This window comes from Candidatus Krumholzibacteriia bacterium, from assembly GCA_030748535.1.
GTDB lineage: Bacteria > Krumholzibacteriota > Krumholzibacteriia > JACNKJ01 > JACNKJ01 > JASMLU01.
The window spans coordinates 794705-812083 of sequence record JASMLU010000001.1 but is presented as its reverse complement, the minus strand read 5'-3'; the positions used below and the strand labels follow the sequence as shown (position 1 = coordinate 812083).

Sequence of the window (17379 nt, the reverse complement as noted above, 5' to 3'; positions counted from 1 at the left end):
AACTTGCGGGATCCTCTCAACGGGGCTACAGTCCTCCTCCGGGAGGACGATTTGAAAACAGACCTGAAGACCTCACTCTTTGCCCGCAGACTGTTCCTGATTTCCAGCGTCGGCGCACTCTTGCTGCGTCTGGCCTATCTGCTTCAGGTTCGCGGAACGACTCTCTTTGAAGCTCCGCTGCGAGACTCCGTATTCTATGTGAACCGAGCCCGGGAAATCCTGTCAGGAAACTGGATCGGCGAATCGGTCAGTTTCCACAGTGCCCCATTGTATCCCTACTTCATGGCCCTTTTCATGGGACTCGGGGCTCCGGAAGGACTCTGGTGGCTTCGTCTGGGGCAGGCTCTTCTCTCCGCGCTGACCGTTGGGCTGCTTTCCCTGACCGCTCTTCGGCTTTTCGGAAAATGGAGTGCCATTGCCTGCGCTGTTCTTGCCACTTTTTACGCGCCCTTTCTTTTTTATGCCGGCGAAATTCTGGAGATCACCCTCTCCCTCTTTTTCCTCAGTCTGGCCTTCTGGATTCTGGCTCGCGAGGAAGTGAAGGGCCGCTCCCTGTTTCTCTCCGGTCTTTTTCTGGGCTTGGCGGCACTTGGAAAGCCGAACCTTCTGGTTCTCGGCCCCGTCCTCTGGATTCACCTCGGTCTGTTTCGAAAGCCCCTGAAACCCTCGACCTGGGCCTGGAGAAAGGGAGTGCTTCTGACCGCAGGATTTCTGGTCGCCATCCTGCCCTTCACACTGCGGAACCGACTGGCCGGCGACGACTGGGTTCTGATCAGCAGCAACGGGGGCATCAACCTCTTTATCGGGAACAATCCCCAGGCCAGCGGGGGCTTTGTCGTTCCTGCCAACATGCAGTCCGATCTGGAAGGCTCCAGTCGCCTGGTGGCTGAGCAGGCCCGCAAGCGCGAACTCAAGCCTTCGGAGGTCAGTCGGTTCTGGGCGGAGCGGGCGAGAGTCTTCTTCCGAACCCGTCCGGCAGAAGCTGCTCGCCTGTTCGGACGCAAGGCGCTTCTCCTCCTGAACTACTACGAGATTCCCAATCACTACAACTTCTACTTTTTCCGGGAGAACTACTCCTCGCTCCTGCGCGCTCCCCTGGCCGGCTACTCCCTGATCCTGCCCCTGTCCCTGCTGGGCCTGCTCTTCGGTTTGCGACGAAGCACTGAGGCTCGTCGTGCGGGCTGGAGTCTGCTGGCGGTAGTGCTGAGCGTGGTGCTCTTTTTCGTCACCAGTCGCTATCGACTGCCGCTTCTGATCTGGCTTCTTCCCTTTGCGGGGCTTGGCGTGGCGGGTCTTGTACGGATCCTGCTCGAAAAGCGCTGGAAGCCCCTGATTCCTGCGCTACTTATTCTCTTGCTTGCTTCCGCTCTGAGCCATCTTCCCCTGGTTCCGAACCAGGACTTCCACGACGAGTTTCTGCTGCTGGGCAATTACTGGTTCCAGCAGGAGGACTTCCAGCGGGCGGCTTTCTACAGCACGGAAGCTCTCCGCGAGAAGCTCGACTCCGCTCCGGCCTGGCAGAACCTGGGTTATGCCTATCTTCGAATCGGGGATTACGACCGGGCTGAGGAGTGCCTGTGGAAGGCCGCCGAGTTGAACCCGAATCTGGGTGTGGCTTACGGCAATCTGGCGAAGATCTACCTGGACACGGGGCGTCCCCTTCTGGCTCGACAGTGCTACGAGAAGGCTCTTCGCCTGGATCCTCTTCTGAAAGAACGCATCGGAGAACTGGAGAAGTTCCTGATCGTCGAAGAGAAGGGCTTTGCGAAGCAGAGCCGGCTTCTCAAGGTGAAGTTGGAAAAGGCACGGGAGGCGGATCCCTCGGACCCCCGCATTCTCGTGGACCTGATGAACACTCTCGGCGTGAGGATGGGCGACTTCGCTGCGGCCCGTGCGACCCATGAGCAGCTTCAGGCCTTCGGACTTCCCGATACCTCGGAAGTTCTTCGTCGGGCCACGAACCTGCTCAGGGTGATCGACCGCATCGACCGCTACGACCACCTCCTGGAATAGCCATGGAAAATGTGGCCTTTCGCGGTTTCTCTTCCCTGATTCCCGAAAACACGAAAACGGCCATTTTGCGTGCGGCAGATCTGGGAAGCCACCGCATTCGCTGCGAAGTGCGCTCGAGCCGGGACGGGCAGTTCTTTCTCTTCTCCGATCCCTCTCTTCATCGTGTGACCGGAACCCATGGCTGGTTTCACCGGATGGATGCACAGGAAATCGCTCGCCGCCCGGTTCCCTTTTCTCCTCGATCCTCCGGTGCCGAGAGGATCCTCTCTCTCGGGGAACTGTTGCCTCTGGCTCGTGAACGGGGCCTGGCTCTTCAACTGGAGTTACCCCGTGGCAGCGGTCCTCGTTGGAAGAAGGCTGCGCCGCTGGAAGCCCGAGGCCTTCGGGACTTTCTTTCGCGGGAGGCCGGGGGACTGGATCTGCAGATCCTCTCCCGGGACGCCGCGATCCTCCGGGACATTCTGGAAGCCTCTCCCTGGCCGGTCGGCTTTCTGGCTGAAAGGTTTCCGGAGGCGGAGAAATGGCTGGAGGAAGCCCGAAGCGGCGAGAGGATCCTCTATCTCTCCCGGGATCTCTTCTTTGCACCCTATCGCAAGCGCGACCTCCGCTCCCTCCGCCAGGGTTGTCTGGACCTGATTGACCGGGCGAATCAGGTGGCCATGCGAGTCTATGTCGGACCCCTCAGTTCAGGCCGCGAACTGGAGCTTCTCTCGCAGCTTCCGCTCGCCGGTCTCTGCACTCCCGCCCCCGCCCAACTGGCCTCTTTGGGAATCCGGCGTGGGACCTGATCGGTTTCTATCGGGAAGTCTGCGATTCCATGAGACATGGGGAAAATCCCCCCTTCCTTCCGCTTTCCTGTGCTTCCCTGAAGTGCTGAGGGCGGCCGGAGACTTCCCCTCAATTCCCTGAGCCCCGAACTTCCCCTGGGTCAAATTCCTCCTTTTTGTCGGTCCACTTTTGTCCCGGTTTTCCCAGACGAGAAAACGAAGTGAAAGTTTTGTCAGGACAAGTCTTTGTTTTCATTGAAAATACGCTCTGTGATTTGTCGGCAATCCCAGCCCTGAATTCGCAAATTTCTCCTGACGGAGGCAATCCTGCAAGAGGAGAGTGCTTTCACATGGGAGGAATTGACATGACACAATGGATTTGGATCGCAATCTTCGTTCTCGGCAGCCTGGTCATGGTGGAGGCCGGCGAGTACCAGGACGCGGACGCGAACTACATCACTTCCATCGAAAGCGAAGGGACCGTTGGTGGAGGTCCCGGACTTTAGGTTCTCTGATTTACTTGTCGTTTGATCTTGGGAAATGAGGCCCCGTCTTGACGGGGCCTCTCTTTTGCAGGATGCTAGCGCCATGTCCTCACCTCGCATGGAAAGAATGCCGCATCCCGGGAGCCGGATCGCAGAAGGCTCCATGGCGGAGCTCTTTCAGACCGACAATCCGGAGCAGGTCCTCAAGCTCAGTCGCCGGGCGGACTTCAATGCGACACTTCTGCAAGAGGCCCAACTGAGCCGGAAGCTTCATCATCCGGCGCTGCTTCCGGTGCTGGACTTCGGCCTCGACGAAGCGGGCCGCGCCTGGCTGCTCCTTCCCCGCCTCTCCGGGGAGACTCTCGACACAAGCATGGCCTCAGACCTGGCCGAGGAATTGACTCCGGTCGCGGACGCCCTGGACCTGCTGCACCATGAAGGCTGGATCCACGGGGATCTGAAGCCGCAGAACCTTCTCCGCAACCGCAGTGGCGAAGGGCCTGCGGTCCTGCTCTCGGATCTGGGCCTTGCTCGCAAGCAGGGCACAGAAGGCGCGTCGGGCAGTCCGGCCTACCTTTCGCCCTCCCGACTGAAGGGCGAAGCACTGAACTTCCGCGATGACCTTCACGCTTTCACCGTTCTTGTCTTCGAGTGTCTTGCAGGCTGCCTTCCCTGGCAATCTGCCCGGGGGGAGGAACTGATGGAGTCCATTGCCCAGGGACGGATTCAGTCCCTGGAGGCTCTGCGACCGGATCTTCCCCCGGACCTTTCGGCCTTTCTGGAAAGAAGTTTGAGGAAGAACGATTCCTGGTCGAGCATGATGGAGTGGATGGACGGGTTTCGTCGCTGCCTTTCCCTCGACCCTGCGCCACGAACCCTCTTCTTTTGTCCGGCCGCTCATCCGGACTCGTCCCTGCTCAGTAGGTGCGAAGACTGGTTGCGTCGCGACTCTTCTCCGGAGACCCGCCTGGGTCCGTCCATCCTGCTCGAGGGGGAGGAAGCAGAAGCGTCCCTTCTTCAGGCGAGAGTGAGCGGAGTGAGGTGGCGGGAGGGCGATTTGCCTGAAGGTCGCAAGGCGATTGCCTGGATGGAAGCTCCGGTGGGACCGGAAGGGGCGGTCTCTGCCGTCTTTGCCACGGAGTCTTTGAGCCGGGAGACCGCTGACTATCTTCGTCACCGGGCGGACTGTCTTCTTCTGCACTCACGGCCCTGGAGCGAGGAGGAAGTCCGGGGCTGGCTGGAAGCCAGTCTCACTTCGGTGAGCCGCAAGTCCCTGACTCCGGGCCATGAGGAACTGCGTTTTCTGCTCGAACATTCCCATGGCCGTCCCGGCAAACTGCTCCACATTCTGGAGTTCCTCCTGTCCCGGCACTTCCTGCGGGAGGAACTGGGAATGGCTCTCTTTGCCGAAGGCAGGGTTCCCGAGCTGGAGGATGGGGAGCCGGGCGAGGACCTTCTCTCCCGACAAGCCCGGGATCTTCACGCAGGCCTGCGCAGCCTGCCCTTTCCTCTTCGGGAAGAGGAAATTCGGGAGTTGTTTCCCGACACAGCAACGGGGGCTCTCGGGGAACTGAAAAACACGGGACTTCTTGAAACCCGCGACGGTTTTCTGCATGGCACTTCTCCGGGGAACGAAGAGGCGCCTTTCCTTTCGCCGGAATTTCTGGACACGCTCTGGGGTCGCAGTGATTCCGCTTCCCGCTTGCAAGTGCTGAATCTCGCATTGCGGCAGGGCTCCCGGGACTGGTTGAAGAGCCTGCCGTCCGGAGCCATCCTTCACCTGGGTGATTCTCTTCCCTCAGAATCCCTGGCGGAAATCCCCCGGGAGACGGAGGATCTGCCCCATGCCCTTCTTTCCTTTCTCGGGCGTCTCGTCCGGGGGAATCCGGAGGAGGCTCGGCAGGCCTTCTGGCATTGCGAAGCCGCTCTCGATCTGGAAAGCAGTGCCGAGATTCTTCGTCGCCTGCTCGATCGCTTCTTCAATGAGAAAAGTCTGGAAGAGGGTTTTGCGATTCTGGAGCAGTGGAAGCAGCGGCGCGAGAAGGAAATCGAGGGCAGCCGTCTGGAAATCAGGGTGGCCGCAAGAGAGGTGGTCAGTTGGGGGAAATTCGGTAGCCCCGCTCTTGGTCGCGAGCGACTGTCCGAACTGCGGGAGCAATTCTCGGGTCGGGAAGGTCTCTGGTTTCTGGACTGGGCAGAGAGTCTTCTGGATTCCGAGCAACTCGATTATGCGGCGGCCTGCGATACCATGAGCCGTGCGCTGAAGAGTGCCGAAGGAGAGGCGGACCCCGGCGATCTCTTTTCCCTGCGAATCCACCGGGCGGAATTGCTCATCGTGCAGAACCGCTTCGAAGAGGGACTGGAGGAACTGGAAATCGCACGTCGGATTGCCGTTGAGGTTCACCGCCCCGAGTTCCTTCGCTATGTGAGCAACAGCCTGGGCCTCTTTCACCTGGGTCGAGAAGATTTTGTGCTGGCCGAAGAACAGTTCCGGCTTTCCCTGAGACGGGCCCGGGAGGCTGGCCTCTGGAGGGAGCCCACGGCGGCTCGAAATAACCGTGTCCTGTCGCTGCTCTACCAGGGGGACTATGGGCGCCTTCTCCCGGCGCTTCAGGAACTGGAGCGGCATTGCCAGATGAGTGAGAGGCTTTCGGATGTGCTGGCCGAGCGGAAGCTGCTGGTGCTCTCCTTTCTGGAAACCGGCGAACTCGACCGCGCGAATCATTATATCGAAGAGGGGCTGGCCGTGGCCCGGGAGACGGGGAGCTTGTCCATGGAGGGCTATTTCCTTTTCCGGCGGGGTCGGCTCTGGCAGCTTCTCGGGGAGAAAGATCGCGCGCAGGAAAGCCTGAGAGAGGCGCTTCGGATTATGGAAAGCCGCTCCCCGGACAAGGGCTTTCTTCTTCGGGTTCATCTCGGGGAACTGGATCTTTCCGAGTCTCCCGGCATCGAGGAACTTCGTGAGGGGATGGCGGAACTCGGGAGCGGGGGTCGTCGCCTGCATCTGCCCCGGGCGGGGGCTCTTATGGCGAGAAAGCTCCACGGGGAAGGCCGGAGGGATGAGTCCCGCAAGGTGCTTCAGCAGGCCAGGGAGGATGCCGAGATTCTCGGAAACCCGGAATGGACCTGGCCCCTACATCTTTGTGATGCAGAGCTGAGCCTTGCCGATGGCGACCGCGTGACATCCTTGCAGCAGCGGGGTCTGGCCATTGAGATTCTGCGTGACCTGTCCCGGAGCTTCCCCGATGATGCATCCCGTCAGTCCTACCTGTCCCGCCCGGATCGTCTCGCCTGCCTGGAGCTTTCCTGATTTCTTCTGGCATTTCCCCCAGAATACAGTATCCTGCTCTGATTCATCCGGGAGGAAGTATGCTGCCAAAAGAGAGATATCAGGAAACCGGTCGCTATCTGCTCGAGCAAAAGAGAGTTCGCCTTCTTTTGCACAAGCACCCCGATGGCGATTCCATGGGCAGCTCTCTGGCCCTCTGCCGCTTCCTTCAGTCCCGGGGCGTCGACGCGGCGGTCTTGGGTCCCTTTGACGAAGCATATCCTGCGAAGTTCGACTACTTGTCCGGCTTCGGGGAGATCCAGCACGGGGGCGAAGAGGCCCGCAACCCGGACTTCGAAGAGACCCTCTATGTGGTCGTGGACAGCACGGGCCTGGATCGAACCGGTTTTGAGGACGGCGATTTCAGGAGGCTTCTTCGAATCGATCACCACATTGATGGCAGCGATTACGATGAAAGAGACCTCCTTGACCGCTCTGCTGCGGCCACAGCCCTGATCATCACGGATCTCCTTCGTGCCCTCGATGAGGATGCCATCGACACAGAAATCGCGAACTGTCTTTTCACCGGCCTGATGACCGACACCGGCGGCTTTCGCTACTCGAGCACGGATGCCCACTGCTTCGAAACGGCGGCCTTCCTGGTCAGCCGGGGCGCGAACCCTTCCGACTGCGCCAATCTGGTCAACGACCGACGCAACTCCCACTATCTGGTTCTCATGGAAAAGGCACTGGCCTCAGTGAAACTCTACTTCGAGGACCGGGTGGCCCTGATGATCCTCCGCTCCGGGGATCTCCCGGAGGAAGCCCGTCCCTTCTTCGGACAGGATGAGTTCATCAACCTGCCCAGAAGCCTCGAGTCCGTTCGTGTCGTGGTGCAGATCAAGGAGTCGCCGGACGGGGAATGGAAGGTGGGCTTCCGGGGCAAGGGAGAGGTCAATGTGCAGGCCCTGGCTGCACACTTCGGCGGTGGCGGGCATTTCTCGGCTTCCGGCTGCGAAATGCGGGGAGAGGCAGAAGACATCCGCGATACCCTGCTCGCTCGCCTGGAAGAATCCCTGCGGGAGGCAGGGCTGATCTCTTGACATTGCTGTAAGGATTTTCTTACAGTAGCTCAGGAGGTCACCGATGTCTGATTCCGAGAAACCCGGAGCATTGCCCCGCCGTCCTGATTCCCTGAAGAATCTCTCCTCTCCGAAGTCTGCGGCGGCCGCAAGCCCGGCCACCGAGTCCTTTGAAACCGCCAGCCTGAAAAGCCGCCTGACTCGTGCGGAAGAGGAACTGGCCACTCTTTCAGGTCTTCGGGATTCCTATGGAAGATTGGTGGATCTCCTCTCCGAGTTTGGGGATCTCCTGCTCGAGGACGATGCCGCCGGGCAAATCCGGCGCGTTCTGGAACTCAGTCTTCGACTGGTCGGGGCAGATCGTGCCGCCTTTTTCCGCCTCGATCCGAAGGGCTCCCTGAGACAGGCCCAGAGTCTTCCTTCGGGGCAGAAGCTCGAGAGCATCAGCCGCTCTCTGGTGCGAGACGCCTTGATGGAGAGAAAGAGCCGCTACTATCTGGGAGAAGACTCCTGGTCGGGCCTGGAGCGCGAGAGCATTCTCTATCTGGAACTGGGCACCGTGGTGGTCACACCACTATTGGCGGAGGACCGTCTCCTGGGCGTTCTCTATCTGGATGGAAAGGGAGTCGGACATTTCGGAAGCCGCGAACTTCCCCTGCTGGAGTCCTTTGCCCGCCTGGCCGCATCGGCCATGCTCCGTCTGGATGAACTGCAGCAGGCCCGCAAGGAGGGTCGTCGCCTCGAGTCGGAAAATCGCGAGTTGCGCGAGACTCTGGGAGAAGATACCCGTTTTGGCCGGATGATCGCGTCGAGCCCCGCGATGAAGCGCGTGGTTTTCCAACTTCGACGCATGGCCGCTCTTCGCAGCACGGTGATTCTGGAAGGGGAGACGGGGACCGGCAAGGAAGTCATTGCCCGTGCCCTGCATGTCGAAGGCCCCTGGCAGGACAAGCCTTTCGTTGCGATCAACTGTGGAGCCATTCCCGAAAACCTGCTCGAAAGCGAGCTCTTCGGCCACGCCCGGGGAGCCTTCACCGGCGCAGACCGGGATCGTGTAGGTCTCTTCGAGCAGGCGGACGGAGGAACCCTGCTTCTGGATGAAATCGGGGACATGCCCCTCAGCCTGCAGGTCAAGCTCCTGCGGGTGCTCGAGGAGGGGGAATTCCGGCGGCTCGGGGAATCCCGGCTTCGCAAACCGGTCTTTCGTCTGATCGCTGCCAGCCACCGGAACCTCGAAAAGAGGGTAATCGAAGGGGAGTTCCGGGAGGATCTCTACTACCGGCTGAATGTACTTTCTGTCAGGATCCCGCCCCTCCGCGAGCGCCCCGATGACATTCTGGCCCTTTCCCTTCACTTTCTGGAAAGACAGAGTGCGGAGCAGGGGCGTCCTGCGCCCCGCCTGGAAGCGTCCTCCCTGAAACTCCTGCAATCCCAGCCCTGGCCGGGCAATGTGAGGCAACTGGAGAAGTGCATCGAGCGCAGCCTGGCCCTCTATGCCGGGGGGGATGTCCTTGCTCCCGGCGACCTGCTTCTCGACGAAGGCCCCCTGTCCCGTCCGGCAAACTCAGGCACCGGCGACCTGCGAAGTCGCTTGCAGGAGTTGGAGTTCCGGATTATCCAGGAAGCGCTGGATCAGTGCGGGGGCCAGGTCTCTTCGGCCGCCCGGACTCTTGGAATTTCCCGGCAAACCCTCCACGAAAAACTTCGGAAGCAGAAGAAGCGGGATGAGTCTTTGTAATGTGTCGCGTTTTCCTTACTTTGTCTGATTCCAGGGACATGCTCTAAGCATCTGAAAAATCTGGAGTTCATCCGGATTCTGAAACTCCATGTAAGAATCACCTTACGGTTTGAGCAGGCTCCTCCTCTCGGGGAGCTCTCTTTGTATTCCATAACTTGGTGTTTCATGGGCGTTTACACAATAAGGAACAATAAGGAGCAATGCTGGCATATCCGATGCAATGAGGAGGGTGACCCTGGCGATTCAATCACCCTGATGCAAGGAGGCATCTCATGATCTACGGACTTCTTCCTTTCTTTACCGCTTTCACCATCTTTCTGACGAAGACCTGGTGGTAGTAGGTCGGGATGGCCAGGGACCAAATCCCGGCCGCAGTAACGGGTGGATCGCAGGGTCCACCCGTTTTTTGATCTCCCTCTGGGAGCGTCTCGTCGTCCGGTCTTTCAGGCCCCGAGGCAGCAGCCGGCCAGGAGCTTTCCGAGGTAGTAGGGCCAGATCAGGATCGCAAGAACCGCCTTCCCGAAGCTCAATTGGCAAAACCCGATGGTAAAGAGCCAACCGAGAGCCCAGATCGATTCATTCCGGTTCACCTTGACCTTGATTTTCTGAGACATTCTACCACTGCCTTACTGCATGTGAGTGCTGTTAACGAAAAAATCCGTTTTTCTTAGGCAAAGGTAATTATCCCTTCAATTCCCCCTTGAAACAAGCATTTCCTCTCACTATTCTGTCCCGGGTTTGCTGAGGAAAAGCCCGATGACGGAGAGCCATGAATCGTGAGAAAAAACTCTCTGACTGGGCGAAAAGGTGGGTGAAAAGACGCAGTGATGAGTCTGCATCACTTTCTCTTTCCCATCTCGCCCTCACCTACGCCAGTTCTCTGGCCTTTTATGGTCTTCTAGGCTGGTGGCTGGACCGGAAACTTGGCTGGACGCCTTGGTTGACGATTCTGGGAGTGGCACTCGGTGCTGTCGGCGGCTTTGTCTGGATCTACCGGGAAGTGCTTCGCGAGGAAGAGTCCCGGAAGAAGAAGAGGGGATCGGGAGAGTGAGTCAGACCACACGAAGTTTCTGGCTCGGCTTGCTTCTGTTGCTTCTCGTTTTTTCGCTGCTGGCATTTCTGGTTCTCGGCAAGATGAAAGTGGAGGAGTTCCCGGCGGCCCTGTCCGGCATTCTGGCGAGTGCGCTTGCGGCCGCCCTGGGTTTCCTCCAGATGAAGAGGGTAGTTCGGGCCGCTAACCTGAAGTTCCTGAGAACCTTCTTCGCCGGCCTGTTTTGGCGTTTTGCCATTCTGGCCCTGTCGGCAGTGGTGCTTCAGGTTTTTTCGGAGTGGAGCCTGCGGGTTTTCCTCTTCAGCCTGGCACTCAGCTATCCTCTCCTTCTCATCTATGAGACCTGGAGAGTGAGTGGACTTCTTCCCACCTGGGCTGAAACCCGGGAACGAGAGGACCAATGATCTTCGCAAGTTCGACTCTGGCTGCTGAAGAAACCCATCACGCTGCGGGGCATGGCAGCGCAGGCAGTAATGAGGCGGTCGCAGAAACGGCTCATGCCGTGGAGCATGCTGCCGACCACGCGGGCGGCCATGAAGCCGGGGTCGATGCCATCGACCATATCCTCAATCACAACTCCTGGCACGCCACTCACGATATCCAGTGGAATGTTCACGACTTCTTCGCCAACACCCTGCACTTCGGTTCCCTGAAGATCGGCGGCCTGGATATCGATCTCGCGCCGAGCCTGCATGTAGTCATGCTCTGGCTGGCCGGCGTCATTCTTGTCCTCCTGCTCCGGTCGGTGGCCAATCGTCAGGAGAAGGGTGTGCCGAAGGGTCGCCTTCGCAACTTCTTCGAGTCCATCGTGGTCTTCCTGCGCGATGAAGTGGTCTTCAGCATCATGGGAGCCGATGTAGGCCGTCGCTACCTGCCCTATCTTCTGACGGTCTTCTTCTTCATTCTTTCGATCAACCTGCTCGGGCTTTTCCCGACCATGTCAACAGCGACCGGCAACATCAATGTAACGGCAACTCTTGCGATCTTTACCTTCCTCGCAACGCTGGCCGGTGGCATTCGCGCCAACGGATTCATCGGGCACTTTCGCGGGCTCATTCCTCCGGGAGTGCCCCTGCCCCTGATTCCCATCATGATTCCCATTGAAGTGATGGGCATGTTCACGAAGCCATTCGCCCTTACAGTGCGACTCTTTGCGAACATGATCGCCGGGCACATCATCATCCTGAGCTTTTTCAACCTCATCTTCGCGCTCGGGAAGATGCCCTATCTGGCTGTCCTGCCTCTGGCGGGGGCGGTGGCCATCAGCGCATTCGAGATTTTCGTGGCCTTCCTGCAGGCCTTCATTTTCACTTTTCTGTCGACGATTTTCATTTACCAGGCGGTTCACCCGGATCATTAGGTGAACCAAACCGGGCGAAAGCCCAAAGCAATCAGGAGGATGTATCCATGCTTCCCATCATCGCTTCTCTGTCCGGACTCGGTGCCGGACTTGGCGCTGGAATCGCTGTGATTGGTGCCGGCTACGGCATAGGTCGTCTGGCCGCTTCGGCCATGGAAGGAATTGCTCGTCAGCCCGAGGCTGTCGGTGACATTCGAGGCGGAATGATTCTGGCCGCAGCTCTGATCGAGGGTGTTGCCCTCTTCGCGCTGGTGATCTGCATCATGATGGCCGGTAAGGTCTAAACAAAGAAGAAGGGAAATCATGCCTGCCATGAACCCGTATGGCCCGGCGCTTTTCCTCTCGGGAGGGCTGTTTTCGCCGGATCCCGGTCTCATCTTCTGGACGATCCTGTCCTTTCTGGGCCTGGTCTTCCTTTTGAAGAAAGTGGCCTGGGGACCGATTATCGATGGTCTGGATCGCCGGGAAGAGTCGATCCGCAAGTCCCTGGAGGACACGGAGAAGGCTCGTGAGGATGCGCTCCAGTATGTCGAGGAACAGAAGCAGGAGCTCAGCAAGGCTCGCGAGGAAACCCGTGAGATACTCGAGCAGGGAAAGACCCAGGCGAGTGCCATGAAAGAGGAGATTATGCTCCGTGCCCGTGAGGAAGCGGAGCAGACCATCGAATCTGCTCGCCGGCAAATCGACCTCGAAATGAGCCAGGCCCGCGACAGCCTGCGCGAAGAGGTCGTGGACCTCACTGTGCAGGTGGCCGGCAAGCTACTGGAGCGCAGCCTCGATGACTCCGACCATCGCAAGATGTCCGATGAGTTCCTGAAGGAAGCGGGTCAGGGCTCATGAGGAACTTTGCCATTGCGAAGGTCTATGCCACGGCGGTTCTGGAGCTTGCCCGGGAAAAGGGCGAACTTGCGGAACTGCTCCGGGATCTGGAAGCTTTTGCAGCCCTGCTCGAAGAGAGCAGCGAACTGCAAAGTGCTTTCTATTCACCGGAGGCCTCCTCTGCCGCCAAGGCTCGCATTCTGGACCAGATTTTTCCGGATGCTGAAAGCGTCCTGAGTCTGCTCTTCCTGAAGACCCTGGTTCGCAAGAACCGGGAGTCTGCCTTCGGCGACATTCTGTCCATGATTGGGCGTCTGCGTGACGAGGAAGAGGGCATTCTTCTGGGAACTCTTTTTTCGGCCACAGAGCTGGCCGAGGGAGAGCTTCAGGGTGTCGAAAGCCAACTTGGCGAGGAACACGGAAAACAGGTGAAACTGGAGCATGAAGTGGACGGGAGTCTGCTCTCCGGAATGATCCTTCGTATGGAGAGTCACACCATCGACGGAAGTCTCAAGACCCGGCTTCGCCGGATGAAGAACCGCCTGATGGCGGCCGACCTGGGAAAGGAATGAGATGAAGATCCGCCCGGAAGAGATCACTTCGATCATCAAGAGAGAGATTAAGGGCTTCGACGCTTCCGCCGAGGTGGAAGAGACCGGACAGGTTCTGGAAGTCGGAGACGGGATCGCTCGAATCTATGGCCTGAAAGGCTGTATGAGCGGCGAACTCCTGGAGTTCTCCAATGGTTCGATGGGCATGGCCCTGAATCTGGAAGAGGACAACATCGGTGCGGTGATTCTCGGGGAATACTTCGAGATTACCGAGGGAAGCCCCGTCAAACGTACGGGACGGGTCATCTCGGTTCCCGTGGGAGAGGCCATGCTGGGTCGCGTGGTGGACGCACTCGGTCAGCCCATCGACGGCAAGGGTCCGATCGACCACGAAAAGTACCGCCCCCTGGAAAGCCCCGCCCCCGGAATCGTGGATCGCCAGCCGGTGAAAGAGCCGCTTCAGACCGGGATCAAGGCCATCGACTCCATGACTCCCATCGGCCGCGGTCAGCGTGAGTTGATCATCGGCGACCGCAGTACGGGGAAAACCGCTGTTGCGCTCGATGCGATTATCAACCAGAAAAACACCGACGTCATCTGTGTCTATGTGGCCATCGGGCAGAAGGCCTCCACCGTGGCAAGCGTGGTTGCGAAGCTCGAGGAACACGGGGCCATGGACTATACGATTGTCGTGGCAGCCAATGCCTCCGATCCGGCCCCCCTTCAGTACATCGCTCCCTATGCGGGTGCCAGCATGGCCGAGTACTTCATGTACGAAAAGGGCGGCCACACGCTCTGTGTCTATGACGATCTTTCCAAGCAGTCGGTCAGCTATCGACAGCTTTCCCTTCTGCTGCGACGCCCTCCGGGACGGGAAGCCTTCCCGGGCGATGTCTTCTATCTCCACAGCCGCCTTCTCGAGCGTTCCGCGAAACTCAGTGACAAACTGGGCGGCGGCTCGATGACCGCACTTCCGATCATCGAAACCCAGTCCGGTGACGTGACGGCCTACATCCCGACGAATGTGATCTCGATCACCGACGGTCAGATATTCCTGTCCCCGGATCTCTTCTATCAGGGCGTGCGCCCTGCGATCAATGTCGGCATCTCGGTCTCCCGTGTGGGAGGAAACGCCCAGGTCAAGGCCATGAAGAAGGTGGCCGGCTCCCTGCGTCTGGATCTCGCCCAGTACCGCGAGTTGGAAGCCTTTGCCCAGTTCGGTTCCGAGTTGGACCAGTCCACGCAGGATGCCCTTTCCAAGGGGGCTCGCATGGTGGAACTGCTCAAGCAGGGCCAGTACGTTCCGCTTCGTACTGAAAAACAGGTCATGGTGATCTATGCGGGCGTGAACGGACACCTATCCGAAGTGCCCGTCGATCAGGTCGGGGATTTCGAGGAACAGTTCCTTGCCTTCATGGACGCGCAGCATCCGGAAGTCGGCAAGGCGATCGCCGAAAGCGGCGCAATCAGCGAGGAAACGGAGTCTGCACTCAAGGCAGCCATCGACAGTTTCCTGAAGCAGTTTACGGCCTAGGAGCGAAATGGCCAACGCCAAGGATATTCAGAATCGCATTGCCAGCGTCACCAGTACGCACAAGATCACGCGTACCATGGAGATGGTCGCAACGAGCAAGTTCAAGAAGTGCTCGGATCGTGTGAAGGCGGCGTCCAGCTTTGCCACCGTGCTGCCGGCCATGCTGTCCCGACTTGCGGAAGGCGATGTCGGGGAGCAGCCTCTTCTGGAGAGCCGCGCCCACTGTCGCCGGGTGGCCATTCTTGTTTTGACCAGTAACCGGGGACTCTGCGGCCCTCTCAACTCCAATCTTCTCAGGAAGACGGTGATTTTCCTTCGTGAAAGGAAGGAAGAAGGGGTCGAGGCGGACATCCACATGGTCGGAAAAAAGGGGATCGCCTACTTCCGTTTCCTCGGAATGGAGATGGCCAGCCGGAAGGACGATCTCAGCGACCAGCCTTCGTCTGAGGATGCCGATGCCTTTGCTGAACTGCTGGTCGATGACTTTCTCTCCGGCAAGGTCGATGAAGTGCACATTGCCTACCCTCACTTCAAGAATGCGGCCGAACAGCCGGCCGTGATCGAGAGAATCCTTCCTCTTGCCGCACCCGAAGAGGAAGAAGAAGAGGCGGGCAGCAAACTGGACTTCATTATGGAGCCGGGTCGCGACGCCCTGCTTGCCGAGCTTTTGCCTCTGTATCTGAGGAACAGTTTTTTCAGGATTCTGCTGGAGGCCGCAGCCAGCGAACAGGGCGCGCGCAGAACGGCCATGAAGGCCGCCACCGATAGTGCCGAAGAAATGCTTTCAAATCTGACTCGCTCCTACAACAAGGCCCGGCAGGCGGCCATTACAACGGAGCTTCTGGAAATTGTGGGCGGCGCGGAAGCGCTGAAGTAGCCAAAGGACAGGAGAAGAGAATGAGTGCCAAGGGGAAAGTAGTTCAGATCATCGGGCCGGTTATCGACGTGGAGTTTCCCTCCAACGAGATTCCCGAGATCATGACAGCCCTGGAAATCGACACCGAAGTCGAGGGCCAGAAGATTCGTCTGACTGCCGAGGTTCAGCAGCATCTGGGTCGGGACCAGGTGAGAGCGGTGGCCATGAGCAGTACGGACGGCCTGGTTCGCGGCGTTGAGGTGACGAATACGGGCGCCCCGATCAGCGTTCCCGTGGGCGAGGGTGTCCTTGGACGCATTCTCAATGTTCTCGGCGAGCCCGTGGATGAGATGGGACCCGTGGAAGCCGATACCCGTCGCTCCATTCACACCCCTCCTCCCAGCTTCGACCAACAGGAGCCGAAGAGTGAAATCTTCGAAACGGGCATCAAGGTCATCGACCTGCTCGCTCCCTATGTGCGGGGCGGCAAGATCGGTCTCTTCGGCGGAGCCGGCGTGGGGAAGACGGTGGTGATCATGGAACTGATCAACAACATCGCCAAGGAGCACGGCGGCTACTCCGTCTTCTGCGGTGTGGGCGAGCGAACCCGTGAGGGCAATGACCTCTGGCTGGAGATGAAAGAGTCCGGTGTTCTCGACAAGACCGCACTCATCTACGGACAGATGAACGAACCCCCCGGAGCCAGGCTTCGTGTGGGTCTGAGTGGACTGACAGTGGCCGAGGCCTTCCGCGACAGCGGTGGCGGCCGCGATGTTCTGGTCTTCATTGACAATATTTTCCGCTTCACGCAGGCGGGTTCTGAAGTATCCGCGCTCCTGGGCCGTATGCCCAGTGCGGTGGGATACCAGCCTACCCTGTCTACGGAAATGGGCGCCCTGCAGGAGCGCATTACGACGACCAGCTCCGGAGCGATTACTTCCGTGCAGGCCATCTATGTTCCCGCAGACGACCTGACCGACCCGGCTCCCGCGACTACCTTCAGTCACCTCGATGCCACATCGGTGCTTTCGCGTCCGATTGCAGAACTCGGCATCTACCCCGCAGTGGATCCCCTGGACTCCACCAGCAGGATTCTCGATCCGAACATTCTTGGACAAGAACACTACCAGGTTGCGCGGGATGTTCAGCTTGCGCTTCAGCGCTACAAGGACCTGCAGGACATTATCGCGATTCTCGGTATGGACGAACTCAGCGAAGAGGACAAGCTCACGGTGCAGCGCGCCCGGAAGATTCAGCGCTTCCTGAGCCAGCCCTTCTTTGTTGCGGAAGCCTTTACGGGAACCCCCGGTATCTATGTGAAACTGGAAGACACGATTCGCAGCTTCAAGGAACTGGTGGAGGGCAAGTGGGATCACCTGCCCGAGCAGGCCTTCTACTATGTGGGAAGCATCGAGGAAGCTGCGAAAAAGGCCGAGGAGATGGGGGTGAAGAGTGCCTAGCCTCCACTGCAAGGTGGTTACCCCGACCGGGACTCTCTTTGACGAGAAGGCGGCCTCTCTTCGCGCTCCCGGCTTCACCGGTGGCTTCGGGGTTCTGCCCCGGCACGCACCCTATCTGGTGCGCCTTCAGGAAGGCCCTCTCGTTCTTCAGGACGAAAAGGGCGGAGAGTGTTTCCGTCTGGAAGTCGAAAGCGGATACTGCCTGGTGGCCCGCGACGAATGCACGATTCTCGTGGAGAAGGTGAAGGACTAGCACTCCCGACAGATTTGCTGAGGAAAAGGCCCCTTTTGGGGTCTTTTTTTCTACAATTAGGGCCCGGATTTGCTTTGGGCATAAAGCGTGCTATAGTTCCTGATAGTTACACGGGCATCGGCCCCTCACCCCAGGGGGCAAC

17 protein-coding genes are annotated in these 17379 nt (G+C 59.0%); 16 read left to right on the top strand and 1 reads right to left on the bottom strand.

Translation table 11 applies throughout. The features are described 5' to 3' along the window. Positions 1 to 51 precede the first annotated feature (51 nt). The 6 genes from QGH30_03815 (at position 52) to QGH30_03790 (ending at position 9353) form a co-directional block, all read left to right on the top strand. Positions 52 to 2013, top strand: coding sequence for a tetratricopeptide repeat protein (locus tag QGH30_03815; protein MDP7021461.1), 1962 nt, complete (start codon positions 52 to 54; stop codon positions 2011 to 2013). 2 nt (positions 2014 to 2015) lie between these two features. Further along, positions 2016 to 2801 carry a glycerophosphodiester phosphodiesterase family protein gene (locus tag QGH30_03810; protein MDP7021460.1) on the top strand — a complete coding sequence of 262 codons (786 nt, stop codon included), beginning with the start codon at positions 2016 to 2018 and terminating at the stop codon, positions 2799 to 2801. 344 nt (positions 2802 to 3145) lie between these two features. Then, positions 3146 to 3286, top strand: coding sequence for a hypothetical protein (locus tag QGH30_03805; GenBank protein MDP7021459.1), 141 nt, complete (start codon positions 3146 to 3148; stop codon positions 3284 to 3286). Positions 3287 to 3368: 82 nt separating this feature from the next. After that, positions 3369 to 6575: a protein kinase gene (locus tag QGH30_03800; GenBank protein MDP7021458.1), complete on the top strand. Its 3207-nt coding sequence runs from the start codon at positions 3369 to 3371 to the stop codon at positions 6573 to 6575. 59 nt (positions 6576 to 6634) lie between these two features. After that, entirely contained in the window at positions 6635 to 7636 is a 1002-nt protein-coding gene (locus QGH30_03795) for a bifunctional oligoribonuclease/PAP phosphatase NrnA (GenBank protein MDP7021457.1), read from the top strand. Positions 7637 to 7679: 43 nt separating this feature from the next. After that, positions 7680 to 9353 (top strand): sigma-54-dependent Fis family transcriptional regulator, encoded by a 1674-nt coding sequence (locus QGH30_03790; GenBank protein MDP7021456.1) that lies wholly within the window; start codon positions 7680 to 7682, stop codon positions 9351 to 9353. A gap of 443 nt (positions 9354 to 9796) precedes the next feature. Here the strand turns inward: QGH30_03790 and QGH30_03785 are convergent, their stop codons facing one another. Then, complete coding sequence (locus QGH30_03785) at positions 9797 to 9967, bottom strand: hypothetical protein (protein ID MDP7021455.1); 171 nt, start codon at positions 9965 to 9967, stop codon at positions 9797 to 9799. 155 nt (positions 9968 to 10122) lie between these two features. Here QGH30_03785 and QGH30_03780 point away from each other — a divergent pair, with 155 nt between their 5' ends. From QGH30_03780 to QGH30_03735, 10 genes are read left to right on the top strand one after another with little or no spacing between them, the layout of a single operon-like run. After that, entirely contained in the window at positions 10123 to 10404 is a 282-nt protein-coding gene (locus QGH30_03780; protein ID MDP7021454.1) for an AtpZ/AtpI family protein, read from the top strand. Beyond that, complete coding sequence (locus QGH30_03775; GenBank protein MDP7021453.1) at positions 10401 to 10808, top strand: hypothetical protein; 408 nt, start codon at positions 10401 to 10403, stop codon at positions 10806 to 10808. The genes QGH30_03780 and QGH30_03775 overlap by 4 nt, the downstream gene beginning before the upstream one ends. Continuing rightward, a complete protein-coding gene (gene atpB / locus QGH30_03770) occupies positions 10805 to 11764 on the top strand; it encodes a F0F1 ATP synthase subunit A (GenBank protein ID MDP7021452.1) in 960 nt (319 codons plus the stop codon). The genes QGH30_03775 and atpB overlap by 4 nt, the downstream gene beginning before the upstream one ends. 47 nt (positions 11765 to 11811) lie before the next feature. Further along, positions 11812 to 12048, top strand: a complete 237-nt coding sequence (gene atpE / locus QGH30_03765) for an ATP synthase F0 subunit C (protein MDP7021451.1) — start codon at positions 11812 to 11814, stop codon at positions 12046 to 12048. A 19-nt stretch (positions 12049 to 12067) separates the two neighbouring features. Further along, positions 12068 to 12604 (top strand): F0F1 ATP synthase subunit B, encoded by a 537-nt coding sequence (gene atpF / locus QGH30_03760; GenBank protein MDP7021450.1) that lies wholly within the window; start codon positions 12068 to 12070, stop codon positions 12602 to 12604. Further along, positions 12601 to 13155: an ATP synthase F1 subunit delta gene (atpH, locus tag QGH30_03755; protein ID MDP7021449.1), complete on the top strand. Its 555-nt coding sequence runs from the start codon at positions 12601 to 12603 to the stop codon at positions 13153 to 13155. The genes atpF and atpH overlap by 4 nt, the downstream gene beginning before the upstream one ends. 1 nt (position 13156) lies before the next feature. Beyond that, a complete protein-coding gene (gene atpA, locus QGH30_03750; protein MDP7021448.1) occupies positions 13157 to 14668 on the top strand; it encodes a F0F1 ATP synthase subunit alpha in 1512 nt (503 codons plus the stop codon). Between the two features lie 7 nt (positions 14669 to 14675). Next, positions 14676 to 15545, top strand: coding sequence for an ATP synthase F1 subunit gamma (gene atpG, locus QGH30_03745; protein ID MDP7021447.1), 870 nt, complete (start codon positions 14676 to 14678; stop codon positions 15543 to 15545). 20 nt (positions 15546 to 15565) lie between these two features. Then, complete coding sequence (gene atpD, locus QGH30_03740; GenBank protein ID MDP7021446.1) at positions 15566 to 16984, top strand: F0F1 ATP synthase subunit beta; 1419 nt, start codon at positions 15566 to 15568, stop codon at positions 16982 to 16984. Continuing rightward, positions 16977 to 17237 carry a F0F1 ATP synthase subunit epsilon gene (locus QGH30_03735; GenBank protein MDP7021445.1) on the top strand — a complete coding sequence of 87 codons (261 nt, stop codon included), beginning with the start codon at positions 16977 to 16979 and terminating at the stop codon, positions 17235 to 17237. Before atpD ends, QGH30_03735 begins: the two co-directional genes overlap by 8 nt. Positions 17238 to 17379: the final 142 nt, after the last annotated feature.